The sequence below is a fragment of the Vibrio sp. T20 genome, from assembly GCF_007858795.1.
GTDB lineage: Bacteria > Pseudomonadota > Gammaproteobacteria > Enterobacterales > Vibrionaceae > Vibrio > Vibrio satsumensis.
Genome location: NZ_VFEB01000091.1, coordinates 321,422 through 346,015, shown reverse-complemented (window position 1 = coordinate 346,015; position 24,594 = coordinate 321,422). Strand labels below are relative to the sequence as shown.

At 44.4% G+C, this 24,594-nt stretch carries 19 protein-coding genes; 12 read left to right on the top strand and 7 right to left on the bottom strand.

The window, feature by feature from the left end; genetic code table 11:
* Nucleotides 1-83: 83 nt before the first annotated feature.
* From FTW16_RS11105 to FTW16_RS11095, 3 genes are all read right to left on the bottom strand, one after another.
* On the bottom strand, nucleotides 84-1,592 hold the full coding sequence (locus FTW16_RS11105) for an SgrR family transcriptional regulator (protein WP_146491100.1): 1,509 nt from the start codon (nucleotides 1,590-1,592) through the stop codon (nucleotides 84-86).
* Between the two features lie 9 nt (nucleotides 1,593-1,601).
* A complete protein-coding gene (locus FTW16_RS11100) occupies nucleotides 1,602-2,612 on the bottom strand; it encodes a Gfo/Idh/MocA family protein (protein WP_146491099.1) in 1,011 nt (336 codons plus the stop codon).
* Between the two features lie 113 nt (nucleotides 2,613-2,725).
* Nucleotides 2,726-3,625, bottom strand: a complete 900-nt coding sequence (locus FTW16_RS11095; RefSeq protein ID WP_146491098.1) for a homocysteine S-methyltransferase family protein — start codon at nucleotides 3,623-3,625, stop codon at nucleotides 2,726-2,728.
* 230 nt (nucleotides 3,626-3,855) lie between these two features.
* On the opposite strand from FTW16_RS11095, the gene FTW16_RS11090 reads away from it, so the two are divergent.
* A complete protein-coding gene (locus tag FTW16_RS11090; RefSeq protein WP_146491097.1) occupies nucleotides 3,856-4,557 on the top strand; it encodes a biotin/lipoate A/B protein ligase family protein in 702 nt (233 codons plus the stop codon).
* 19 nt (nucleotides 4,558-4,576) lie between these two features.
* On the opposite strand, the gene FTW16_RS11085 is transcribed toward FTW16_RS11090, so the two are convergent.
* The gene (locus tag FTW16_RS11085) at nucleotides 4,577-5,401 is read right to left on the bottom strand and encodes an SDR family NAD(P)-dependent oxidoreductase (protein WP_146491096.1); all 825 of its coding nucleotides are present in this window, start codon (nucleotides 5,399-5,401) and stop codon (nucleotides 4,577-4,579) included.
* Nucleotides 5,402-5,759: 358 nt separating this feature from the next.
* On the bottom strand, nucleotides 5,760-7,832 hold the full coding sequence (locus FTW16_RS11080; RefSeq protein WP_146491095.1) for an alkyl/aryl-sulfatase: 2,073 nt from the start codon (nucleotides 7,830-7,832) through the stop codon (nucleotides 5,760-5,762).
* Between the two features lie 188 nt (nucleotides 7,833-8,020).
* Here FTW16_RS11080 and FTW16_RS11075 point away from each other — a divergent pair, with 188 nt between their 5' ends.
* On the top strand, nucleotides 8,021-8,935 hold the full coding sequence (locus FTW16_RS11075) for a LysR family transcriptional regulator (RefSeq protein ID WP_146491094.1): 915 nt from the start codon (nucleotides 8,021-8,023) through the stop codon (nucleotides 8,933-8,935).
* An 88-nt stretch (nucleotides 8,936-9,023) separates the two neighbouring features.
* Here FTW16_RS11075 and FTW16_RS11070 read toward each other — a convergent pair whose 3' ends face one another.
* Nucleotides 9,024-9,911, bottom strand: coding sequence for a DMT family transporter (locus FTW16_RS11070; protein WP_146491093.1), 888 nt, complete (start codon nucleotides 9,909-9,911; stop codon nucleotides 9,024-9,026).
* A gap of 196 nt (nucleotides 9,912-10,107) precedes the next feature.
* Between FTW16_RS11070 and FTW16_RS11065 the strand changes: the two genes are divergently transcribed.
* Together FTW16_RS11065 and FTW16_RS11060 are read left to right on the top strand one after the other, a co-directional pair.
* A complete protein-coding gene (locus FTW16_RS11065) occupies nucleotides 10,108-10,497 on the top strand; it encodes a VOC family protein (RefSeq protein ID WP_146491092.1) in 390 nt (129 codons plus the stop codon).
* Between the two features lie 51 nt (nucleotides 10,498-10,548).
* Entirely contained in the window at nucleotides 10,549-11,073 is a 525-nt protein-coding gene (locus FTW16_RS11060) for a hypothetical protein (RefSeq protein ID WP_146491190.1), read from the top strand.
* A 67-nt stretch (nucleotides 11,074-11,140) separates the two neighbouring features.
* Here FTW16_RS11060 and FTW16_RS11055 read toward each other — a convergent pair whose 3' ends face one another.
* Nucleotides 11,141-11,413, bottom strand: coding sequence for an EamA family transporter (locus tag FTW16_RS11055; protein WP_261383441.1), 273 nt, complete (start codon nucleotides 11,411-11,413; stop codon nucleotides 11,141-11,143).
* A gap of 693 nt (nucleotides 11,414-12,106) precedes the next feature.
* On the opposite strand from FTW16_RS11055, the gene FTW16_RS11050 reads away from it, so the two are divergent.
* The 8 genes from FTW16_RS11050 (at nucleotide 12,107) to FTW16_RS11015 (ending at nucleotide 24,557) form a co-directional block, all read left to right on the top strand.
* Nucleotides 12,107-13,234 (top strand): hypothetical protein, encoded by a 1,128-nt coding sequence (locus FTW16_RS11050; protein WP_146491091.1) that lies wholly within the window; start codon nucleotides 12,107-12,109, stop codon nucleotides 13,232-13,234.
* A 64-nt stretch (nucleotides 13,235-13,298) separates the two neighbouring features.
* Entirely contained in the window at nucleotides 13,299-16,991 is a 3,693-nt protein-coding gene (locus FTW16_RS11045; RefSeq protein ID WP_146491090.1) for an RHS repeat protein, read from the top strand.
* The gene (locus FTW16_RS11040) at nucleotides 16,981-18,111 is read left to right on the top strand and encodes an RHS repeat-associated core domain-containing protein (protein ID WP_017081371.1); all 1,131 of its coding nucleotides are present in this window, start codon (nucleotides 16,981-16,983) and stop codon (nucleotides 18,109-18,111) included. The genes FTW16_RS11045 and FTW16_RS11040 overlap by 11 nt, the downstream gene beginning before the upstream one ends.
* A gap of 268 nt (nucleotides 18,112-18,379) precedes the next feature.
* The gene (locus FTW16_RS11035; protein ID WP_146491089.1) at nucleotides 18,380-19,819 is read left to right on the top strand and encodes a 6-phospho-beta-glucosidase; all 1,440 of its coding nucleotides are present in this window, start codon (nucleotides 18,380-18,382) and stop codon (nucleotides 19,817-19,819) included.
* 96 nt (nucleotides 19,820-19,915) lie between these two features.
* Nucleotides 19,916-20,914 (top strand): LacI family DNA-binding transcriptional regulator, encoded by a 999-nt coding sequence (locus FTW16_RS11030; RefSeq protein WP_146491088.1) that lies wholly within the window; start codon nucleotides 19,916-19,918, stop codon nucleotides 20,912-20,914.
* Nucleotides 20,915-21,185: 271 nt separating this feature from the next.
* The gene (locus FTW16_RS11025; RefSeq protein ID WP_146491087.1) at nucleotides 21,186-21,746 is read left to right on the top strand and encodes a sugar O-acetyltransferase; all 561 of its coding nucleotides are present in this window, start codon (nucleotides 21,186-21,188) and stop codon (nucleotides 21,744-21,746) included.
* Between the two features lie 215 nt (nucleotides 21,747-21,961).
* Complete coding sequence (locus FTW16_RS11020; protein WP_146491086.1) at nucleotides 21,962-23,110, top strand: S-(hydroxymethyl)glutathione dehydrogenase/class III alcohol dehydrogenase; 1,149 nt, start codon at nucleotides 21,962-21,964, stop codon at nucleotides 23,108-23,110.
* 166 nt (nucleotides 23,111-23,276) lie between these two features.
* A complete protein-coding gene (locus FTW16_RS11015; protein WP_146491085.1) occupies nucleotides 23,277-24,557 on the top strand; it encodes a dicarboxylate/amino acid:cation symporter in 1,281 nt (426 codons plus the stop codon).
* Nucleotides 24,558-24,594 lie beyond the last annotated feature (37 nt).

The window sequence follows — 24,594 nt, the reverse complement described above, 5'->3', positions numbered from 1 at the left end:
AGCACCCGATTACCTTGCTATTGGCAGGGGAGTGTTAAAGATAAGTTGCTGTACCTAATGACTTATTTTGAACATGGTTAGATTTACAAATGGCTAATCCATAACTTGTCGAGTTCGCACCAACCGAAACCATTCACTTGCGCGCCGTGTATCTTTTCAGAAACCTCTAAGTTGAACGCCTCTTGCTTGATCTCAACCACAATCCCAGAGTCATTCAACCAAAGCCGAAGCATCAACAGTGCATTCATTGCTAACTCAAAGTTTGGCTGGTTTGTTATTGAAGCTAAGCCTTGTTCTATTGTTTTTAGCATCTCAGAGGATAGAGCTAAGTCCTCAAACGGGAACCGACTGAAGAAGCTTAGCCACGAAGCAAAGGTGTCGTTTTCATCAATAATGCTGCATAGCGCGACGTCTTTGATGGTTAGGTAGTGTCCATATTCAACGCCAATCGGGCTCTCGCCAGAAACCGATAACTGTTTGAATAGTGCTTGGCATTCAGATGTGTCTTCAACGGTGAATTCACGAACGGCTTTCGACAACATCGGACTTTGAATCATAAAGAAGGTTGAGCCGAATTCCGGTTGGGAAGAATTGTCATCGCCACGCACGGTGATCGTCTTTTCAGGCAGCTTCACACACACCTGATTTTGAGCGCAAGCTTTACTCTGTGCCCATTCTGGATAGACCCACAACTCAACTCGATTGAGAATGGGCGTACTGTGTACATACGCGCTATTGCGGCTCAATCTCAACATCTTGCTTGAGAAAATGTCTAACGAGAATGCGCCAGAACCAATCAGCCTATCGGTCGCAGATGAGTGATCAAAAATGGAGGCTTCAACTCTGGCAAGCAAGCGCGGTAAATACCAATCAGGTTGATTCAATTTCACGACAAGCACATTACCAGTCGAGACAGAGGCCTCATCAATATGCTGATAGCAGCGACGCCATATTTTGTCTTGGCTGAGTGAGTTAAGGTTGCGAGCTATGTCTTGAGCTTCCAGTGTTCGACCGCTGTGGAATTGAACGCCATTACGAATTTGGAAATGCCAGATCGTTGCATCTTCATTGGGTTGCCAATGGTAGGCTAAATCGCCGCTGAGCTTACCGTGCTGAACGGAGGTGAGGCGTTGGCACACCTGCATCACTAAGAAGCGTTCGGTGCGCCTAAGTACTCGTTGAGGATGAAGAGTCTCGAGCTCACGGTGAAAGGGAATGTACGCGACGCTCTGTGCAGATTGATTGGCGCTGCTTAGAAAAGCTTGCAGTTCCGCGCCAGCGTTGCGTCCGTTAAAGCTCAAGGTGCTAAATACCTGCTCGACGTTACCTGAATCTACTTGGTTTTGTGCGTATTGGTAACAAATATCCATCGGTTCAACCAGACACGTGAGCTGTGCCTTTTTGTTGCGCCCAGAACTGGCTTGCCACTCAATCCAGCCTTGCGCTGTCATTGCTTTGAGTAGAGTTTGAACGTGACGCTCACTAACATGTAGAAGCGTTGCTATTTGACTGACTTGGCAGCGTGATACACCAGGCCCAAAAGCCTGAAATATCTTTTCGTACAGTTCAAGCTTGCGCTTAAGGTTGCCCAATTCGCATTCCTAAATGTTAGGTTGAGTTAAGTGTTGGTAGCCTGCATCAGCGAGTGCTTTTTCCATGGTTGCAAGAACCTGTGCACTTATCTTTGAGCTTAGGATATCAGACTCAAGTTTGCCTTCTAATAGAAGTTGCGAGAAGTGCTCGATTTGATATTCGAACCCATTGCCCTCAATCGGGTGTTGAATAGTGAAGGTTTCATTCCGGTATTCGATCTCGATGTAGGCAGGGTTCCACCACTTCTCTTGAATTGTGATGGTGATGTCTGGGCCAATTAATCGCGCAGCGCGTGGCAGATTGCGCACCGTTGAAGCCGATATGGTCGCGCTGATTTCTCCAGAGAACTGGAAGCATGAATCGGTATCAACATTTGATTCTTCATAGAGGCTCGACATCTCTACTTGAGGGATAGAAGGCGCAACCCCAAGCGTGCGGCACAAATCGTAGAAAAACCATAGTCCATACACCCCAACATCAAGCGTTGCTCCGCCCGCTAAATCTGGGTTGAAGATAAACAGCTCTGGGTTATAGTCGTGTTCATTGCCAAAGCTGGCTTCTATCGAATCAATCTTAATCTGGTTGTCGATTAAAAACGATGTAAGCTCGCGATAGGCTGGGAACACGACAGTCTTCATTGCCTCTAGTAGCATCACACCATGTTGCTTCGCAAGGGCTTTCATTTCTAACCAATCACCAAGGTTGGTAAAGGCGGGCTTTTCTACCAATACGTGTTTTTTATGGCTCAGAAACAGTTCGGCTAGAGGCTTGTGATAAGGATGAACCGTGGCAATGTACACTGCTTCGACGTCTGGATCCTTAGCCATAGCTTCATAAGAGCCATAAGCCTTGGCGCAACTAAACTTGTTGGCGAACGTGGCTGCGCGAGAGTGATCTCTTGCAGCAACAGCATACAACTCACCATGCAGAGAGTGTTCTGTGACTGCTGTTGCGAATCTATTGGCGATATTACCTAGCCCGGCTATGCCCCATTTGATCTTGCGTTGCGTGTTGCTCATCAGTTGCTCCAAATCGTTGTTTTGTATCAGTGTACTCAGAGACGTCACATACAAATAGAGAACAGATTTCTCAATCTGTTCTCTATTTATTTTATTCTAGTTGAAGCTCTGGCTTAGCTCTGTATGGAGAGCTTCCAATCGGCTAGGGCTTTAATGTGTTTGGGCCCGATACCACAACAACCACCGACGATATTCGCGCCCAATGTGTGCCAGCGTTTGGCGTAAGCTAAGTAACCTTGGCCATCCAGCTCGCGCATTTCTTGAAGCATATCATTCGCTTCATGTTCGCTGCTGATAGGCGCAAAGTTGTTCGCGTAGACACCGATTTCTAAGCTGATACCTAGCTCATTGAACACTTTCTTAGCGTCAATAATGGCTTGATCCATCACTTCAGGCACTGAGCAGTTAAACATAATGCCTTTTGCGTTTGATTTGCAGGCCAGTTTGATGGCGTCTGTTACGCTCTCGCCAGAACGAATATTGGCACAATCGCCCTTGGTATCTTCCAAACTGAATGCGTAGTAACAAGGTTTATCTGACTGCTTGAGTACCGAATGAATGGATTCGAATTCTTGCAGGCTACAGATGGTTTCTGCTATCCAAAGGTCGATATTTGGATCTTGTGCATCGTAAAGCGTTTGGATGATTGGCGCGGCCTCTTCGACCTTAAATAAGTCTGGTCGGTAGCTGCCAAATGGCGGTGGAATCGCACCTGCGACTTGTACAGTGTGAGGAGCCTTGTCCGCTACAGCTTTAGCCAGTTCGCCAGAAAGCGCCGCTAGCTCAAAGCCTCTTTGTATAAAAAGCTCTTCGCCTAAGTGAAAAGGCACACACGCATAGCTGTTGGTAATTATGATTTCAGCGCCTGCGTCGACAAAGTTTTGGTGTGCTTGGCTAACAAAATCAGGGGCTTCCATCAGCGCTTGAGCGCTCCAAAGAGGCTGCGAGAACGGCGCTCCAATTTCTTTGAGCTCTCGGCCCATGCCGCCATCAAGTATGGTGAGTGTTTTCATATTTAATACTATCTAAACAATTGCTGAAGTTCTGCCGCCACCATATCAGACAACCTTGCTTGACTAAAGCTATCCAAACGGAAGGGTTTTAACTAAGTCGATCCCGCATAAATAGGAATAATAAGATATTGTGCCTCTGGCGCTATGTTGTATTGGATTTGGGGGATATATTATTAATTACTGGGGCCTGTGAATAATTCGAACACAACAAGTTGTAGAGGAAAAGTGCATTGAAGTTAACGAATAAACTCGTGCGTTACCCGCACATTGATGTTGATCGTGCGTTTGAAAAAGAAGACGAGCTCTTACAGCAAATTCAGGCCGGTGAGATTGGACAAGCCTTAATGTTGTGGCAAGCCAAAACGCCAACACTGGTTTTGCCTGCAGGTAAAAAGTGGCCAGTGACGGTGCAGTCTCAAGCACAGCTCGACGACCAAGGCTGGCAACTCTGTTCGCGTAAAACCGGTGGCGCTCCCGTTCCCCAACTGCCGGGTGTCATTAACCTATCGCACATTTATCATTGGCCTCGTGATGAAGCCTACAGTATTCAAAAAGCGTATCTACATTTGTGCAATGTATTAACGATGTTTTTTAAAGAGCTGGGCGTCGATGTGGATGTTCATGCAACCCCAGGTTCTTATTGCGATGGCGATTACAACCTCAACATCAATAAACAAAAAATAGTGGGTACGGCTCAGCGTGTTTTGCTTAAACGCGGGGGCGGTCAAATCGTACTTTCGCAAGCCTGTATCTTGCTAGACGCTGACTTAGAGCACATCGTTGCCCCCGTGAACTTTTATAATCAAGTTTGCGGCAACCCAACCGTGGTCGATGCGCAGGTTCATACTCCGTTGTCCGAGCATGTGACACCCTTGCCCAGCATAGACTCACTCTTTCAGCAGTTAAGCCAAGCTTTCATCAAGTATGTGTGATGCTATGTGTCTACCAGAATCAACTGGGTGCCACGCACAATTTCTCTTCTAGCAACCGGTCAAGCGCTTCCACTAATTTACGGTTTTTAGCGGGATTCAATGCATCGGCATGAGGGTCTTTGAATAACCCCGAATCATTATCAAAATACTTTCCTGATGCGTTGGCAAACTCTTCACTGAGTGCAGCGCGACACAGGATATCGGCTCCAATCGCCAGATCATTCCCGTCCACGCCATAAGCTTCTTTGACCAATTTACTGCCGAGGAAAGAAGCAGGGTTCACCGGGATCACCGAAGGTCCATTATCTAATAGAGTGTTGGCCAATTCGATAGACCACATCGTCAGCGCGAGCTTACTTTGCGCGTAAACTGGGCCATCTAGTTTGCCTGCGTTCGAACTGATAAGCGCTTCTAAATTTACGGTTGATTGGGCTGCTGAAGATAGGTTGACGATACGACCTGTCGCATCAAAAAGAGGGAGCAGCTTCTGTGTCAGTAGGTAAGGTGCAATGGTGTTCACAACAAAGCGTACATCAAGGTTGTCTGAGGTGGTGACTTCTGAAACCTTGTATACGCCAGCATTGTTAATGAGTACATCGAGCTTTTCATGCTCCGATTTTACTTGGTTGGCGAGGGCTTCAACTTCTGAAAGAGAAGAGAGATCGGCAACATAACTTTCGATAATCGCATCCTTGGATAATCGAGAAAGGCCTGTTTCTACTTTGCTGAGTTTTGTTGGGTTACGTCCATGGATAAGGATGTGATGCCCTTGTTGGGCTAACATTTTCGCGGTCTCTAAACCGATACCATCTGTCGCACCTGTAATCATGATCTTTTTTCGCATCTTCCTTCCTTGAATAAAGAGTCCGGACAACTTTTATAACAAAGTTTGATTGCACAAAGTTTCTACTACTTCACATGCTGAGATATAGAAAGTACGGATGTGTATTGCTATTGAGAAACCGTGAAATAAGGGTGTGGTTTAACAAATACAGTACTGTTTTTCTGGGCTTGATAAGAAGATTTTCTAAATGCTTATTGAGTACTGTGAGTGGGGTTTCTCATTTAATTTTCTTGATATCGAATAAAGCTAAAATCAAAAAAGCCTCAACCGATTTAATGGTTGAGGCTTGGTCGTAATTAGCCTTGTTTCGGCCTATTTAAGCCAGTTTGACGTTGTAATTATTCTACATTAGAGCTGCTTAATGAGCGTGTACCGCTGAATCTTGGTATAGCTCGGCATCCACCTCTTCGCCTTTACTTGGGCGAGGTACAATCTCAAACGAGGTGTCAGCTTCAGTCAGTGAAGACAGCAATTTGTTCAGAGATGATTTGTCACCTTTCACGCCTGCTTGGCCATCTTCTAACAGTTTATTGAGTGTTGTTTTCTTCAATACAATGTCAGACACGTCTGACTTATTGATGATCAGTGTCGTATCGGCATCTTGCAGTTCACTCACTTGAATGTTGTTCAGGTTACCGTTCGACATCTCCACGTAGTAGAACTCTTTCACGTCAGGCAGCTGAATATTCATGGTAAATGGTGTTTCTTGCGCTTTTAGTGAATCCACTTTTACAGCTAAGTAATCCAACAAGTTTTCGATGGTCATGTTAGCTAGTACGTCCGGCGACGCGGTTTTTGGTGCGCCCGGTTGTGTGCCAATGCGAAGCTCTTGAGCGCCCGTTAGGTAGATGTTTCTCCAACCAGCACCTTCTGATTGGTAACCTAACTGTTCGTAAGTATCTGCCAATAGGCCACGTGCAACTTTGTTGTCTGGTTCAGCTTGAATTACTTTGTTCAATGCTGTCGCAACGAAGCGGTATTCACCTTCTTGATAGTCTTGCTGCGCTTTTTCAATTACGGCATCGCTGCCGCCCATGTATTCAACAAACTTAACCGACTCTGGGTGAATCTGTAGCGGGTTCAGATTCGCTGGGTTCATGTCGAAGTAGCCAAGGTACATGTTGTACACAGCGCGGGCATTGTGCGAGTAAGTACCGTGGTAACCATTGGTGTGCCAAGACTGTTGAATACTGTCTGGCATTACTTTGTAGATCTCATCACCGATGTCTTGCAGAACCACACCGTTGTTAGCTAAGCGAAGCGTTTGGTTATGAGTGAAACCGTAAGCGTCACGCTGCATTTTTAGGTAGTCAGAGATTTCTTGTTCGCCCCAAATTGGCGATGAGTGAGAAGCAAACAACACTTCAGTTTCTTCACCCCAAGTCACTAGCATTTCGTTGATTTTCTTAGACCACTTCAAACCATCACGAACCTTCGCGCCGCGTAGGGTATACAGGTTGTGCATACCTTGGTAAGTCAGTTCACCCGTCCATAGTGCTTTCATGCTCGGGATATAAGTCACCATCTCAGAGGCAGCTTCAGTGCCCGATGCATCCATAAATTGCAACTCTAAACCGTCGATAACCAGAGTTTCAATTTCTTCGTTGTGATTCAGTTCGTAGTCTGGCAATACGTAGGTAATGCTACCCGTCGATAAGCCTTTTGCCAGCGCAGCATCGACAATACCGTGTTCATGGCGATTCAGTGTTGCACCATATTGATAAGCGGTACGGCGAGACATTGCATTACCAGCCAGCACGTTTTCATCTACGATTTCTTTAGTGATGTTCTTTGAGCCATATACTTTTACATCTGGGTACGCGTCTTTAATTGCGCGAGCACCACCGAAGTGATCGGCGTGTGAGTGCGAATAGATCATCGCAACGATTGGTAAGTTGCCACCATTAGGAACATTCTTTTGGAAGAACTTTAGTGACTTCTCTGCTGCTTCTTTGGTTAGTAGAACGTCATAAGCGATCCAGCCATTGTCAGTACGGATGAAAGAAATCGAAGCTAAATCGGCGCCGCGAACCTGATAAACCTTACCCGGAACAACTTCATATAAACCTTCTGCGGCTTGGTTCAATACCGCTTGTCGCCATAGTGATGGGTTGACTGAATCTGGCGCTTTGTCTGCATTTGAAACACTTGGATCGATGAAGTTAAAGCTGTTACGGATGATGTCGCCCGTCTCTTGATCAAAGCTAGCAATCAGTCCCTTGTTGTTATTGTCGAAAGCGCGAGTGTCGGCAAAGTTAAGTGTTTTTGCGAACTCTTGGTTTGCTTTGGTCGTCATCTCGGTTGCGCTTTTGCCACCTTGGTCACCAATTTCGCTGAAGTGTGCGTGATCATGGTTAGCTGCAACTGCAGGGAATGCGAGTGAGATAGCTAGGAATAGTGATGCGTTTTTGAACGTGCGAGAAGTTGTCATAAGAGCCTCTTCATTTCAGAATTTTGTTTCGTTGAGGCGATTATAGGAATAAGACATATAGCAAAAAATAAAGTAAGCTTTATTTAACACATCACGAACTGTTATGTGTTGTGTGCTTAAAAGTAGCAGATTGAAGCGCAAAGCTTGTCGCATAACCAATGCGAGTGCCCTAAACATGGAGAGTGACCGTGAGTGATGTTGAAAAGTTAGATCTAAATTTACTGAGCGTGTTTTTGGAAGTGTATCGATTAAAGTCGATCACGTTAGCATCAGAATCTCTTGGTATGACTCAACCTGGAGTTAGTGGCGCTTTGAAACGGCTGCAAGCACAATTGGGTACAGACCTTTTTATTCGAGAAGGTAGAGGTATAACGCCGACCAATGCAGCTATGCAATTGGCGTTACGTGTAGAACCCGCATTGGACGGGATAACCAGCGCGGTCAGCACGCTAAAGCAGTTCGATAATCAGCAGCATCATGTGTTTCGAATTTTGGTCAACGAGATCGGTTTAACCAAGCTTCAGCCCCTTGTGGAAAAGGACGATACGCTTGGTAACATCTCAATTGAATTCAATATGGTGCCAAGCAATGAAGAAGATCTGCTGCAGAGTTTGAGCATGCAACAAGCCGACTTAGCGATCGATATTCACTATCCACAAGTGAATGGTTATATGAACCAGCAAGTGATCGAAGATGAGCTCGTGTTGATCGCAAAGAAAGGGCACCCAAGGATTGATGGATCGGTGACGGAAGAGCAGTATTATCATGAGAAACACATCACCTTCAGAATGCGTCGTTCTCGCCTTTATACCGCAGATTACTTTACGAAAAGCCCGATACAACAGCGAAAAGTCAGCTCCGAATGTGATTCATTGATGACGATGTGTGTGTTGGTCTCTGGCTCTGACTGTGTTGGTAGCACGTCTCGTGATTTTGCTAATCAGTTTGCGGAGCGATTCCAATTGCAAGTGCTCGACCAGCCGTTTGAGGTCTTGCCCATGAAGCAGTATATGATTTGGCATAAACGAACAGACTTAAACCCGGCACATCAATGGTTAAGAACCAAAATTCAGCAATACATGACGAGTTCTCAAAGCTGTTAACGATTCAATAAAAAACGGCCTCCATTTGGAAGCCGTTTTTGTCTCTGTTACATCAGAATTTTAATTAAGATTTTTGGGTTCAACCTGCTTATTGCGCGCGTTTTTGACGAGCGGCTTTGAGCATTTTCATTGGCGACATTCCTGTCACTAACATGGTGCCTGTGATAACAAGAATCGAACCAATGATCGTGTTGATGCCGATTGCTTCGTTTAAGAACAAATTGCCCCAAAGAATACCAAATACTGGAATCAAGAAGGTCACTGATAGTGCTGAAGGCGCACCAAGTTCATTAATGAGGTTGAAATAAAGCAGGTAGGCTAAACCAGTACAAACCGCGCCGAGCAAGATGACCGATGTGGTGATCGTGAGATCGGGAGCTTCTCGCATTGGCATGAAAAACACAAATGGCAATACGATTAACACCGCTGCCCACATGCTGCCGTGGGCGTTATTGAAGGCTTCAACCTTAGGTGCTGTTTTGGTGTAGTTAGACGCAATACCGTAGCTAAATGCGGCCATAACGGCTGCAAATATAGGAACAATGGCTTCTTGGCCTATGTTCATCGCATCCCAACCGACTAATACACATACACCCGTGACACCGATACCTAACCCGAGTATTACCTTTCTTTCAAGTGCCGTTTTGGTCCATATCGCACCAATGATTGCCGCCCATATCGGTGCCGTAGAGTTCAAAATCGCAAGGGTTGAAGCATTCAAAGTTTGAGCTGCATAAGCGAAACACAAAAAAGGAAGCGCGGTGTTAAACAAGCCAAGAATGAAAAAGTGTTTCGAATGAGTATTAAAAGAGAGCTTCCTTTTCAGATAAAAAGAAACCAAGAGTAGAGTGACTGCTGCGCACAGAACTCGGGCTTCAATTAGGACAGCTGGGCCCAAAGGGCTAGCTGCGATTCTCATGAAAAGAAATGAACCACCCCATATTGCAGCGAGGATAATTAGTTTTATAAAGCTCACAGCATGAACCTCTGAATATGTAAAACACCGACTATGAATCAAAGCTAAGTATTACACAAACTTAGATCTTAACATTGGCAACTGTCGGTATAGGTTCGAGCTCTTAAATAGGAATAGATTTGATTGATTTCGTTCTGTTTATTGATCCTGATTTGATGAGTAATCTAGCGTTATACATCAAACTTAGGTGAACAAAATGAAGATTGAACACATCGCAATTTGGACCAAACAACTCGAAGTGTTGAAACGATTTTATGAAGACTATTTCGGCGCGACATCGAACTCAAAATACCATAACCCAACTAAAGGTTTCTCTTCATACTTCCTCTCTTTCGAAACAGGAAGTCGTCTAGAGATCATGGAAATGGACTCGGTTCCTGAATCGAAAGATGACCTCTATGATCAGTTTACCGGCTTCATCCATATGGCAATTTCTCTAGGATCAGAGCAAGCGGTGGATGAACTCACTAAACGTTTGATTGAAGATGGTTATGAACGCTTAGATGGCCCAAGAAGAACTGGAGATGGCTATTATGAGAGCTGTGTACTCGATCCTGATGGTAATCGATTGGAACTTACCGTTTAATGTAGAGACTTAATTGAGTTACTCATCTACGAGTGGAACTGAGGTATGACAATGAAGAAGCACGCTTTGACTTTTCTTTTTAGTCTTGGGCTTATGGGGTGTGCTACCTCAGATCTGGTACATAAGAAAGAGACTGATGCTAAGTCTGAATCATTGAATCCAATAGGGTATCTCGGCTTTAAAGCTCATCAAGAGTGGGCTCTTAAATTTAACGACTGCACGGTTTATGATCTCAGAGGAGCACAGCCCTACCAATGGTTTGATCGCACATCCGCTTTCGTGAGCTGTTATACGTTTAAGCCAAACGATGCCATTGAACCGTTGTTTGTTTATAGCGAAGCTAACTTCGAAAGTAATCAACTACCACCGATTGACCGCTTCCAAGAGCTACAGGTTACTGAGTCTGGCTGGGGTAAATTTCCTAGCGTCTATGAAACAAACGGAACTAATTGGCTGAGAGTCAAGGAAGGTTGGATTCACCTTACACTCGCCGACCAGACGCTCGTACAGTTCTATCCTGGAAGCCAAGATCAATCTGGCAAATCACAACATGATCAGTATTTTGAACAGCATTGAGAACAAGCTTTAATTCAGAGATAACAAATGCCCCTATCAAATGTGTAGGGCCGAATTGAATCGTGAATTACAGGCCTTTCTTAAGCTTGATTACAAAAGGCATAACAGCACTGAAAACGATCACCGCTGCGCCAATCAACGCTAAGGTGTTTGGTAATTCAGCGAATAACAAGTAACCAAGAATCATTGAGTAGATCATCTGCGAATATTCAACATTAGATACCACGTTAGCTTCTCCCCATTTGTAGGCTGTCACGCCAAACCATTGGCCGATGGACGAGATCACACCCACCAATATCAACAACAGAAATTCAGAACCTGTTGGCCATTGCCACTCAATATATTAGCTTTTCATTATTTATATTAATAGGAATTAGATAAAAGCATATAAATTATCACCTTCTCGTTTAATAAATGAACACAGTAGTGATTTTACGGTGATTTTCATATTTTGACGTAATTAACGAACTCGGTAAATTCTGAGGAAATAAACTGAATTATGAATATTACCTTTTTATTAATAAGGGTAATTATCTCGAATAGTTCTTGTTAATATAAAAACAATGTAAAATCAGTGATAGTATTAACAGTAAGGTGGTGTAACGATGCGAGTCACAGCAAATAAACATACTTATTTTTATAAAAAGTAATGCCCTCTCGATTCTGAGCATGGTTATTACATGAATAAACTTGAAATAACGTCACACTAAACATGTTAACTTGTTGTTTTTTATGGGTATAGTTTTTCATTGAGTTTTGTGGTGTGGTTCGGGCCAAGAAGGTTTCGAAATTTTACATTGATGAAGTGATTAATTAAATTAGCGCTGTCTGTTTAATCAATTAAATGGCGTATAAACAATGGTTATCAGAATAGATAATGACACTTTTAATATTTGATAATATAAATTTAAAAATAAGGCAAAGACCTTATGGCTAGTTTAATTATAAAAAAATTGTCATATCCAGCGATAACGTTGTCTTTTCTTTAATTTCTTAACGAATAATATGTAGGGTCAACACTATGAAGTTGTCGATGAATAAGTCATTGTTAATAGCAATGTCAGCGTGTGTTTTTTCTAATGTAAGTGTTGCTGCAATTAACGGCGACTATCATGTGGTAGACGAAGATTTAACGGCTGATCACAACGAAAGCAACGGTGTGCCAATGCCTTTTTATGCTAACGGGAGAATGCAGTCAAAACTCAGTGTTTCTGTTTCCTTCGCAGATAGTTACGGCAGACCAGTGACCGTATCTAAGAGTGACTTAGAGGGAGCGATATCTTTTTACCTTAAGAATAGCGAACAAGAGTTAGGCAAAGATAAAGACTGTACCTATGGAAGAGATTGTTGGGGGTATACATTGAACCCAAATGACTATTCTCACCAAATGGGGAGCAGTTATGGGTACTCTAAGGGGCTACCAACGTCTCGGGTTTCAGCATCTGATACCAAATTAACCGCTTGGGTTTATAGCAATGAGGTAGCTCTGCATCGTGAAGTTTGTATGAAAGTTAAATTCAATACTGGTAGCCAATATGACAATAACTACTACGACAGCTGCGCTTATCCAAATGAATCAAGTGCCTTCTATCAAAGCGTACAGCCTAAGTCCTATAGTGCCGCCGACTTTTCAGAGATTGGAGAAGGTGACAAGGTATGGGAAGAGAGTAACGCTGATGGGTTCTATTTCGAAAAAGCTGAGATGTATAACTTCTATGTGACGCCCAAAGATACTTCAGTGAAACTGGTCGAGGTTGCTATGGATAACTTCGACGAGTCGGACAGCGATAAGGTGTTCCTAAACGATGAGTGGTTAGGTTGTTATTCAGATTGCACTAATGGCTTTCGTTCAGTGAAAGGTTATGTGTTCGCTCCAGGGTCAGAGCGTAATGTATCTGATGAATATGTTTGGAATAGCGCCGCTGGCGAAGGTCGCACGGCGGTATGGCGAGTTAACCAGCAACTAAGATCAGTGACTCTGAGCCAATTGCTTTATTCAAATAGCGGGACATCGAACAATGATTCTCAAAAAGAGTACCGATTTACTGTATTTGACCAATACGGAAATAAAGGACCACTAAAGCTTATTTATCCTCAAAGTGAATTTACTGGTGGCGGCCAGAAATGGGATTACACCCATTGGAATCTCGTTAGCCAATAACATCCAGATAAAACAGAGTTAGCTCATCCACTTTGAGCTAACTCATTCACTTTAGGGGAAATTTATGTCTAATTGGACTTCAAACGCTTTTAACTTTGATAGCTTTTGTTCGGGCGGCGTAGACCAAAGAACCAGAAGCTATTCATATCAAATCTTACTTGGCTCTCTTATTGGTAACTGGCTTAAGGGACCAAACCTCGATATATCCATTCAATTCTCACCTTACTCGACGGACAACCTTGGTTTCGGTAAGGGCTGGAAATTGAATCTCCCAAGATACGACATCGAGAACCAACAGCTCTACCTTGCAAATGGACAGTCCTACCGTGCTGAATTAAATGCCAATATCGAAATGAGTATTCGCTACAAGAAACTGCTCGATTTTTCGGTATCTTCTAGCGCGAATGGTTATGAAATTAAGTATAAAAATGGCCGTATTGATCTTTTAGATAAAGATGGCGACATCATTAAGATCACTCAAAGTAATGGCCATGCTCTCTACTTTTCTTGGCTCAACGTGGGACAAAATAAGCGCCTAGATAAAATTTGGGATGATAGAACAACCAAACAGACCGCACTGTTGTGGGTCGAGTATATTTCGGTAGGGCGCGTTAATATTTTTACTAATATTGGCAGCACCCATGAAGCTTATTTCAGTCTTACTCTTAGCAATAACAAGCTCGTCAAATGCAATTTACCAGAACAAGCAGGTAGCTATAGTTTTGGTTATGAAAGTATTGGTTCATATACGCTAATCAATGAAGTAAATCACCCTTGTGGTTTGACCGAGCGTTTGAGATATAAAGCTGATGGTATTCGAGTCAACTCAATGACTTATTTACCAGCAGTTACTGCACACGATGTCCTCACCCTTAATTCGCCAGTTATTACCACAACCTACGACAGTGTTGGTACAGATAGCCGCAATTTCATGGGTTATGGTGTACGTGGTGGTGAATTAAGTGAAGGGCTTGATAACCTGCTTGAGCGTGGTTACGAATATACTTATCGCGTCCAAAAAATTGAAAATGGCACCGTTGTAACAGCGCAAACATACAATCAATTTCATCTACTCGTTGAAGAAGCTAGACAGGTTAACGGAAACCTTGTTCATTTGAAAAGGCTGGAATACCCAGCGATTGATAACCAACAGTTTTCGGATCAACCTGCTCAGTATTCTTTGATCAGTAAAGAGGAACAAATCTGGTTTTCTGGATCGGATAGCCAAGCTCAAAGTCGATTTTGGGACTATGACGAGTACGGCAACATGCTTAAGTTCGTTGATGAGAATGACATCGCAGAACGTTACGAATACTACGCTAAAAATGGTGAGGAAGGTTGTCCTGCATCGCCTACTGACATGGTGAATTTCGTAAAATCTCGTACGCTCAACAATGGATCAGAACAGAGAGTGATCTCTTATCAATATGCTTCTCTTGAGGGGCTGAATGGCCATCGTGATGTGGTTCTGAGTTTGGAAGAAGACGTTCAACGCTATAGAAGTCATTACGCTTATCAAACTGATACTGGTGATACTTACTCTTTCGGACGATTGGCTTCAGTCCAAAATGACATTCTTCATCCTAACGGCACGTATTCTGCTATTTCTCACTATCGCTATGAGTTGGATAGCGATGTCCTTGAAGAACACGAAGAGCTGACCTGTCACGACAATACGAAAACCAATCTTGCGGTTGGGCACTACCTTGATATTGGAGAACTCGCGCGTCATGTCGATTCAGACGGAGTTAGCTGTGCATTTACTTATGATTCGCTTCGTAGAACTACTGAAGAACGGATTGAAGGAAGTGCAGCCCGTTCGTATCAATACATTGTTGATACTGGTATGAGTCGACAAACCTTGTTGCTAACCGATTGCAAAGGCAACTTGTGTGAACAAAGCTGGGACGGTCAAGGACGTGAATTAGAGGCTAAAGTTGGTAGCTCGGTCGTATGGACAAAAATGTACGATGCGTTGGGCAGACTCCAAAGTAAGAGTACTTACGATGTGTTGCCTGATCGCAATTCCAGATCGGCGCCTGTGGTGTTAACAGAAAGCTATGAATACGATGAGTGGGATCAGGTTAAAGCGACTCTGTTAGCGAATGGAAAACGTCGTGTCGAGTTCAATAACCTCGCCTCACGTAAGAAAACTCAAGGTATTGAAGGCTTGACCATGACGGTCAGCTCTCTGAATAGCTGGGGGTTAGAAGAGAAAAAAGAGCAAGGCATCAACAGTTGGAATTATGAGTACGACTCATGGGGAAGATTGATTAAAGAAACGAATCCTCTCGCTCGATCTAAGTATTACCACTACGACCGTTTTGATCGTGTTGTTCGCATGACTCAAGCGAACGGTGTCGATCAAGTTATCACTTACGCTGAATATACCGATCAGTCACAAGTTGTAGACCTGAAAATTGGTGGGGTGACTTTAGGGCAACGCGATATTGATGGATTGGGACGTCCGCGCTCCCTGCGCAGAGGAGCGAGCCCCCAAGCTTCATTGGCGTGGACTTATGCGGATAGCAGCAATATCCCAGAAACTGAAACCAGCATGGCAGCCCCAACAAGGATATTTACTCGCGATAGCCAATTGGGTGTGCTAAGTGCTAAGTCGTCTGATGGGCAGGCTTCTAGTTACAGTCATGACCCAATATCCGGCTTACCGACAGGGAGTCAGGACAGTGAAGGTAATCAAAGTACCATTATCTACTCGACTAAAGGTTTGCCTGAAGCCGAGGTGAATGATGGTCAGTCTCGTTATTACAGCTACTCCGATGGTGGGGTTATCGCTGCAATTGATAGTGACACGGACACTCGCCAATATGGCTACGACGAACTCGGACGATTAGTGAAGTTGAGTTCAAATTCAACAACGGTTTACTACGAATATGATGAGTTTGATAGAGTGATATTAGAAACATTGATATCGGGTAGTCAAACCCAAGTCACTGAACTCGAATGGGATGAATATAGCCGTGAGGTGAATCGCGTTATTGCATTGAACGATAATTATATCTTTGAGCAATCACAAGAATATAACGTGCTAGGGCTGCTTAGTTCACGTGATAAGGAGTGTACAACTTTAGGTAATCTGACGGAAATCTATACCTATGATGACCTCTCTCAGTTGACGAAAGTCGAGTTCTTCGGTGCGGGCCCACTGAGCGATTGGTCTCAGCCTATGACGTCTATTGATTGGAGCTTCGATGAGCTAGGTAACATGCTGACGCAACGCACAGTTACTACTGAATCTGAGGATTTCGCTCGTTACTTTTATGAATCGGATGATCCTTGCCAGTTGACTCGTATCACTCATTCCCACCCACAACTCGATGGTCAGGTAACAGTGAAATACGACTTGAATGGCAACATGGTTCAAGATGCGGATGGTCGAGTGCTCGAGTATGACAACTTCGATCGATTACAGCGTGTGCTAGCTGATAATACTGAATGGCTTTATCAGTATGACAGCAATGACCGATTGTCTGCACAGCTATCGTCTTCTGAAACTCGTCACTTTGATTATCTATGGGGCGATCTCGCTTCGATAGAAGAAAATGGAAAATTGACCAACTATATCTATCACGAAGGGGTACCTAAATGGTCAGAGATGGACTCGGAAACCACGTTATTGGCCACGGATCAAAATGGTTCGGTAATCGCGTCAAATACATCGGGTAAAACAGGGTCTATGTACCGTTACTCTCCATATGGGCAACGTGATCAAGCGGGGAATGCAAATGAACAATAAAGACTCGGTATTTATTACCCCACTTAATCGACGTGAGTTCCTGATTAAAATTGGTCAAACTGCAGCGGTGGCTGGTGGCATCTCACTGCTTCCGACTTCGGTTCGTTTAGCGATGGCGCAGTCGATGACCATCTCTCATTCGGAGATTGGCTTTAATGGCGAGTGGTTGGATCCTGTACTGCAAGGCTACCATCTAGGCCAAGGCTATCGCGTTTACCAGCCGAAGTTGATGCGCTTCAATGCACCGGACAGTTTGGCCCCTTTCAATGAGGGGGTTCACAATGCTTATGTGTACTGCCATAACGATCCGATTAACTTCACCGACCCAAGTGGACATCTGAATATCAGTAAGATCTTGTTTGGTGCTTTTGGTGTGATCGCGGGTATTGTGGGTATTGCATTGGCGGCACCAACCGGTGGTTCTAGCTTAGTATTGGCGGCGGGTATTATCGGTGGTATTGCAGGTATGACTAGTGGTGCGCTACAAATTGCCTCGGGTGTTATCGATGATGGGGATATCTCTCATAAACTCGATATTGCGACCATTCCATTCGATATCATTGGTGTGGTGAGTGGCGGATATTCAGCCTACAAGTCGGTTCAGAACTTACGTTGGGTAAGAGCGGGTGGGGCATTGGAAGATGTCACGCAGCCCGGTCTTGGTTCTCGTTTGATGAACAAGATTAGACCTTCTGGTGAGTACAATCTTGCGTGGGCCTCTAAAACGAACCCAGCTATGCGTATAGGCAGCTCTAAGGGGCAGGTGATTGCGACCAGAATGACGCAGGGCGGTAAGACGATGACGTACACACCTCCTCCCATTCATGGTGGGTTTACCAAGATTCTTCTTGGACAAGTCAAAGTGGGCGCCCGAGGCTATACCATCTATCAAGGTATAATGACGGCGCGCTCGATTGGTGGTTTAGGTTGGTCATCGGTTAAAACAATACCTGGGCGATTAGATGAAGAAAAGTCTTCAGCGGATACCATGGTTACGGAAGGTCGAAGTGCCAACCCTGCAGCCAAGAAGACGCAAATGTACGCACTCGAAGAGACACGACAACGAATAAAATATGGCAATGAGGTTCAGCAGATGATCCGTCAGTTGCCATTGTCGTAGTCTGATTTATTCTTTTTCTCTAACAACACAAAGCCAGCTCAATCCTCATTGAACTGGCTTTTTTGCATTCTGTGTAGGCGTTCTCGAACGTTATCCATCAACCATGAGAACTTTCCTTAGATCCCACTTCCTGATCAAAAAAAGATCAAAACCTCCTTGCTGAAACCGGTTTCAATCTGTATCTTTGCTTTTATTGAAATCGGTTTCAGAGCTGCAATGAGCTCTCTAATCCTGATCTTTTCACGAATAACTTTTAGTGAGTAATGGTATGAATAACGAATTTCCAAACGATTTTTTATGGGGTGGTGCGGTTGCAGCACATCAGTTAGAAGGCGGCTGGGATGCGAATGGTAAAGGTGTGAGTGTCGTTGATGTATTAACGGCAGGCGCGCATGGTGTCCAACGTCGAATCACCGATGGCGTGATCGACGGTGAAAACTACCCTAACCAAGTAGCGGTTGATTTCTACCATCGCTACAAAGAAGACATTAAGTTATTCGCTGAGATGGGCTTTAAGTGTTTCCGCACCAGCATCGCGTGGACGCGTATTTTCCCAAATGGCGATGAAGCCGAGCCGTGTGAAGCGGGTTTAGCATTTTACGATGATCTGTTTGATGAACTTCTGAAATACGATATTCAGCCAGTCGTGACGCTGAGCCACTTTGAAATGCCTTACCATCTAGCCAAAGAATACGGTGGCTGGATGAATCGCAAAGTGATCGACTTCTTTGTTAAGTACTCGACCACAGTGATGGAGCGTTACCAACACAAAGTGAAGTACTGGATGACCTTTAACGAGATCAATAACCAGATGAACACCTCAGCGGACATCTTCGGATGGTTATGCTCTGGCGTGAAGTTCCCACAGTGCGAAAAGCCGCAAGAAGCGATGTACCAAGCGGTTCACCACCAGTTTGTTGCGAGTGCCTTGGTGGTTAAGAAAGGTCACGAGATCAACCCAGATCTTCAGATTGGTGCAATGTGTGCGATGGTGCCTTTCTACCCTCGTTCTTCAAAACCAGAAGACATCATGGTGGCGCAGCAAGCGATGCGTGATCGTTACTTCTTCTCTGATGTCATGGTTCGTGGTCACTACCCAAGTTACGCCAAGCGTGATTGGGCTATCAAAGGCTTTAATATCGAAATGCAGCCTGAAGATGAGCAAATCTTAAAAGAAGGCAAAGCGGACTATCTTGGTTTTAGCTACTACATGTCGAATACCTTGGATTCTTCTTCGCATCAGTCGACTGAAGAAGCAATGGACGGTGGTCATGAAAATTCGGTAGAGAACCCGTTCATCCAATCAAGTGATTGGGGCTGGCCGATTGACCCAACAGGCCTACGTTACTGCTTAGCGTCTCTTTATGAGCGCTATGAAGTGCCACTGTTCATCGTTGAGAATGGTTTTGGTGCGGTTGATACCATCGAAGAAGATGGCAGCATTAATGATGACTATCGTATTGCTTACCTTGGCGATCACATCAAAGAGATGAAAAAAGCCGTAGCGATTGATGGCGTTGACTTGATGGGCTACACCCCTTGGGGCTGTATCGATTTGGTGTCGTTCACCACAGGTGAGATGAAAAAGCGTTACGGATTCATTTATGTAGACAAACACAACGACCAGTCAGGAACACTAGAGCGTAAGCGCAAGAAGTCTTTTGAGTGGTACAAAGGCGTGATTGCATCTAACGGTGCCACTATTTAGAATGCCTGCAATTAAACGGCAGCGAGCGTTGCCGTTTCACTAAGCAATACAATTAGCTGGCTTAGGCCGGCTAATTTTTTATAGAAGGGTAAGTGAATGGTAACCATGCTTGATGTCGCTAATCGCGCTGGCGTCTCGAAATCGACGGTCTCTCGCGTGCTGAACGGCAAGAACATCGTAAGGCCTGACGTTGCCAAGAAGGTCTTTGATGCGATTCAAGAAACAGGTTATCGACCAAACCTGTTAGCTCAGCAATTGGCGACCAAGAAGACCAACTTCATCGGCTTTGTTATCACTAATGAGCTGTTCAATGGCCCTTACTTCTCTTCCTTGATGTATCACGCAGCATCTTATAGCGAAAAATCGAATCACCAACTGGTGATCACCGATGGCAAACACAGCGCTGAAGACGAAAGAAAGGCGATCAATTTCTTACTCGACATGAAATGCGCGGGTATCATCATTTATCCGCAGTGCTTAACGGAAAGCGAGATTACTCAGATCATCGAAAGCACTGATACACCAATTTTGGTGCTCAATCGTGAAATGCCGTCGAAGCCTGAGCATGCTATCACCACAGACCATTACCAAAGTGCTTGTTTGATGGTTGAACACATCATCGAGCAGGGTCATACAGAGATTGCGGTGATTCGTGGTAAAGCTGGTTCGTCGACCGATGAACAGCGTTATCAGGCCTATCAAGATGTGTTAACCAAGCACGGTATTGCAGTGAATGAACTTAATGTCGTTCAGGGCGATTGGACAATGGAGAGTGGTTACCGTGCCGCGCAAGCTTTAGTGGAAAGCAAAGCAAGCTTCACTGCGATCTTGTCTGAAAACGATGACATGGCGATTGGCGCGATTAAAGCGTTAACAGAGCTGGGTTACTCATTACCTAAAGACATCTCTATTGTTGGCTTTGATAACAGTAAAGTGGGCGAATTTCTAACGCCAAGCTTAACCTCTGTGAGTGTGCCACTCGAACAAATGACGCAAAAGGCGATACTTCGAATTGTTGGTGAGACAAAGCAAGCAGAAGCATTGAGTACGACTGGTAGCTTGGTAATTCGCGACTCGGTAGCCCAGCGTATCTAAGCCGCGTGCAACGCACTGAATTAAACCGGCCTTTGCTTGATAGCAAAGGCTTTTTTATTGGTGATATCTATGTTTCTTGTTTAGTTGGACATCGATTTTAATGGGTCGAACACTACAAATCGTGACTGGCAGCGCATCTCAGAAAGCCTCTTAAAACCGTGCTTATTATGAGAGTTAAAGATATGCGATATTGCGTTCTTTGGTCGATGAATTGACCACTATTAGTTAAGTTATGTGAAAACGGTAAGTAGTGTGAAAATAGGTAAGTAACGTGAAAACAGAAAAACAAAAAATGCTAGCAGGTGAACCATATCAGGCTTGGGATGAAGAGCTTTATTCAGCTCGAATTGAGTGTCGTAAGGTACTTCAAAAACTCAACAACAGTATTCCTGATACGTCTGAATGGAAAACTGCAACCCAAGAGCTCATTCCTGGCTGTGAAAATGCGCATTTGGAGCCACCATTTCGCTGTGATTACGGCTCAAATATCAAGTTGGGTAAGAACTTCTACGCTAACTTTAACTGCGTGATTTTGGATGTGGCTGAAGTTACCATTGGCGACAATGTGTTGCTCGGACCAAATGTACAGATTCTAACGGCAGGCCATCCACTAGATGTGAAAGGGCGTGTTGAAGAAGGCGTTGAGTTCGGTACGCCAATTACCATTGGCGACAATGTTTGGCTTGGTGGTGGTGTGATTATTTGCCCCGGTGTCACCATTGGTGAAAACAGCGTGATTGGCGCCGGAAGTGTGGTGACTAAAGACATTCCAGCCAACGTGGTTGCCGTGGGTAATCCATGTAAAGTGCTGAAATCGATCGATAACGACTAAATTTACCGGATACTTTTATCATCTACATTAGAGCCATTTTCTATTGTGTAGGTGATGAACTTAGCTTTCTCGATTTATTATTACCAATACGTAATAATCATTTCCAAAAATAGGGGATTATCAAAATTGGTATCCCTACCTATACTAGCCCCAACAAAACGAGAGAGCGATAACAAACAAGCTCAACGTTGACTGACTAATATAGGAAATATCACATGACTATCGAAATCAAACCTGGTCAAACTCATATCCAATCTAAAGCTATGGTTGCTTGGAAAGCAGGTGAGCCGCTAAAGCGTGAAACGGTTGACGTTGAACTGCCAAAAGCTGGCGAAGTACTTGTTCGTATCGTTGCTACTGGTGTTTGTCACACTGACGCATTCACTCTTTCAGGTGACGATCCAGAAGGTATCTTCCCTTCAATTCTTGGTCACGAAGGTGGCGGTATCGTTGAAATGATCGGCGAAGGCGTAACAAGCGTTGAAGTTGGCGATCATGTTATCCCACTTTACACAGCAGAGTGTGGTGAATGTAAATTCTGTAAGTCTGGTAAAACTAACCTTTGCCAAGCGGTTCGCGAAACTCAAGGTAAAGGCCTAATGCCAGATGGCACAAGCCGTTTCTCTATCAACGGTGAGCCAATCTTCCACTACATGGGTTGTTCTACTTTCTCTGAGTACACGGTACTTCCAGAAATCTCACTAGCGAAAGTAAACAAAGAAGCACCTCTTGAGGAAGTTTGTCTTCTAGGTTGTGGCGTAACCACTGGTATGGGTGCGGTACTGAACACAGCTAAAGTTGAAAAAGGCGACACAGTTGCTGTATTCGGTCTAGGCGGTATCGGTCTTTCAGCCATCATCGGTGCTCGTATGGCTGGTGCAAGCAAAATCATCGGTGTTGATATCAACGAGAGCAAATTTGAGCTAGCAAAACAACTTGGCGCGACTGACTGCATCAACCCAATGAACTACGACAAGCCAATCCAAGACGTTATCGTTGAGATGACAGACGGTGGTGTTGATTACTCATTCGAATGTATCGGTAACGTAAACGTGATGCGTCAAGCTCTTGAGTGTTGTCACAAAGGTTGGGGTGAATCAGTTGTAATTGGTGTTGCAGGTGCAGGCCAAGAGATCTCAACTCGTCCGTTCCAACTAGTAACAGGTCGTGTATGGCGTGGTTCTGCTTTCGGTGGTGTTAAAGGCCGCTCTGAGCTTCCAGAAATCGTAAACCGTTACATGGCGGGTGAGTTCGGGCTACAAGAGTTCATCACTCACACAATGGGTCTAGATGACGTAAACGAAGCATTCGAATTAATGCACAAAGGTGAGTCTATCCGTACTGTGCTACACATGGATAAATAGAGTCAAAACTTAAACCTCATCTGGTTTTAATAAAGTCCGTTAGATTGAATCTAACGGACTTTATTTTTTCTTAGGCATATCTTTACCACGGCATATTTTTATTAAAGGCTCTTTCCCTTTAATAAAGGTATCAGAATCGTTCTATTAGGTTACTGGAATCGTCCTTATGTTGACCAAACTTCGCCACTCTCTACCTCTTCAACTGATGCTAGCTGCATTGCTTGCTTGGTTTCTCGCACAACTTATTTCTCCAACATCTGATGTAACCCAGTCGGGTTGGTATCAGTTCTTAATGCTTGGCAAAACTACCTATATCGGCTTGCTAAAAATGGTCGTTGGGTTAGTGGTTTTATTCTCGCTATTGCAAGGCATAACAAGCATTGGCTCGATAACTCGATTGAAGAAGATTGGCCGCAATACGGTGCTTTTTTATAGCTTCACGACGTTGATAGCCATCTCTTTGGGCTTGGGTGCTTCACTGCTGTTGCCTGCTTGGGAGCCTTTAACCAGCGTTGCTACGATTGGAGACGATGTTCAGCTTATAAGCGAAGATGCGGCAGGTGGCGCTGCGATTGCCAGCAAGCTTTTTAGTATGGCACTCGTGAACCCAGTAGCGGCGTTAACCAATGGTAACTTGCTCGCGATTGTCGTGTTCTCATTCATGCTGGGTATTGCTCTACTTTCTTCATTGCCAGAAAAACACCCAATTTTTGAGGTGCTTAATGGTTTGAACAAGAGCATCAATACTATTGTCGGTTGGATCATTCATTTAGCTCCGCTAGCGGTTTTCGCCATTGTTCTCGATTTTACAGTTCGTGGTGGTGAGTCACTGTTTGAGCAATTAGCACTGTTTGCTTTGCTCGTGTTTGTGCTGACTTTGATCCACGGAGCGATTGTCTTGCCGACTATTGCCAAGGTGATGACTGGGATTCGTCTTAGCACACTATTCAAAGGTATCTCGGCACCAATGGCGATGGCGTTCGCAACGTCATCAAGCTCTGCTACTTTGCCACTGGCGATGCAGAGCGCAGAAGAAAAGCTCGGCGTATCGCAAAGTACAAGTAGCATGGTGTTACCACTTGGTGCAGTGATGAACATGGATGGTACGGCACTCTTCGAAGGGGTTGCGGCAATTTTCTTGGCTCAGTTGTTCGGTGTTGATCTCACCACTTCTGGCTTGGTGATGATCTTCATTATGGCGATGGTCTCTTCTGTGGGGGCTCCGGGTATGCCATCTGGATCTATGTCTGGCATGCAGCTGGTGTTATTGGCCGCTGGTATACCACTGGAAGCGATCGCGATTCTGCTCATTATTGAACGCCCGTTAGATACATTCCGTACCGCGGTGAACGTAGAAGGTGACATGATTGCTGCACTGGTCGTGGATAAATGGCAGAAACAACAAACAACAGTGTCTGAGCCAACACTGAGCGAGTCTCCAGCTTAGCGAATATTCTGATTTGATTAAAAAGCCCGTTCAGACA

Excerpts from the sequence above, each read along its gene's own strand:
- FTW16_RS11100 (WP_146491099.1), bottom strand. The coding sequence starts at position 2,612 with ATGAGCAACACGCAACGCAAGATCAAATGGGGCATAGCCGGGCTAGGT.
- FTW16_RS11095 (WP_146491098.1), bottom strand. The coding sequence starts at position 3,625 with ATGAAAACACTCACCATACTTGATGGCGGCATGGGCCGAGAGCTCAAA.
- FTW16_RS11085 (WP_146491096.1), bottom strand. The coding sequence starts at position 5,401 with ATGCGAAAAAAGATCATGATTACAGGTGCGACAGATGGTATCGGTTTA.
- FTW16_RS11080 (WP_146491095.1), bottom strand. The coding sequence starts at position 7,832 with ATGACAACTTCTCGCACGTTCAAAAACGCATCACTATTCCTAGCTATC.
- FTW16_RS11065 (WP_146491092.1), top strand. The coding sequence starts at position 10,108 with ATGAAGATTGAACACATCGCAATTTGGACCAAACAACTCGAAGTGTTG.
- FTW16_RS11060 (WP_146491190.1), top strand. The coding sequence starts at position 10,549 with ATGAAGAAGCACGCTTTGACTTTTCTTTTTAGTCTTGGGCTTATGGGG.
- FTW16_RS11050 (WP_146491091.1), top strand. The coding sequence starts at position 12,107 with ATGAATAAGTCATTGTTAATAGCAATGTCAGCGTGTGTTTTTTCTAAT.
- FTW16_RS11045 (WP_146491090.1), top strand. The coding sequence starts at position 13,299 with ATGTCTAATTGGACTTCAAACGCTTTTAACTTTGATAGCTTTTGTTCG.
- FTW16_RS11040 (WP_017081371.1), top strand. The coding sequence starts at position 16,981 with ATGAACAATAAAGACTCGGTATTTATTACCCCACTTAATCGACGTGAG.
- FTW16_RS11035 (WP_146491089.1), top strand. The coding sequence starts at position 18,380 with ATGAATAACGAATTTCCAAACGATTTTTTATGGGGTGGTGCGGTTGCA.
- FTW16_RS11030 (WP_146491088.1), top strand. The coding sequence starts at position 19,916 with ATGGTAACCATGCTTGATGTCGCTAATCGCGCTGGCGTCTCGAAATCG.
- FTW16_RS11020 (WP_146491086.1), top strand. The coding sequence starts at position 21,962 with ATGACTATCGAAATCAAACCTGGTCAAACTCATATCCAATCTAAAGCT.
- FTW16_RS11015 (WP_146491085.1), top strand. The coding sequence starts at position 23,277 with ATGTTGACCAAACTTCGCCACTCTCTACCTCTTCAACTGATGCTAGCT.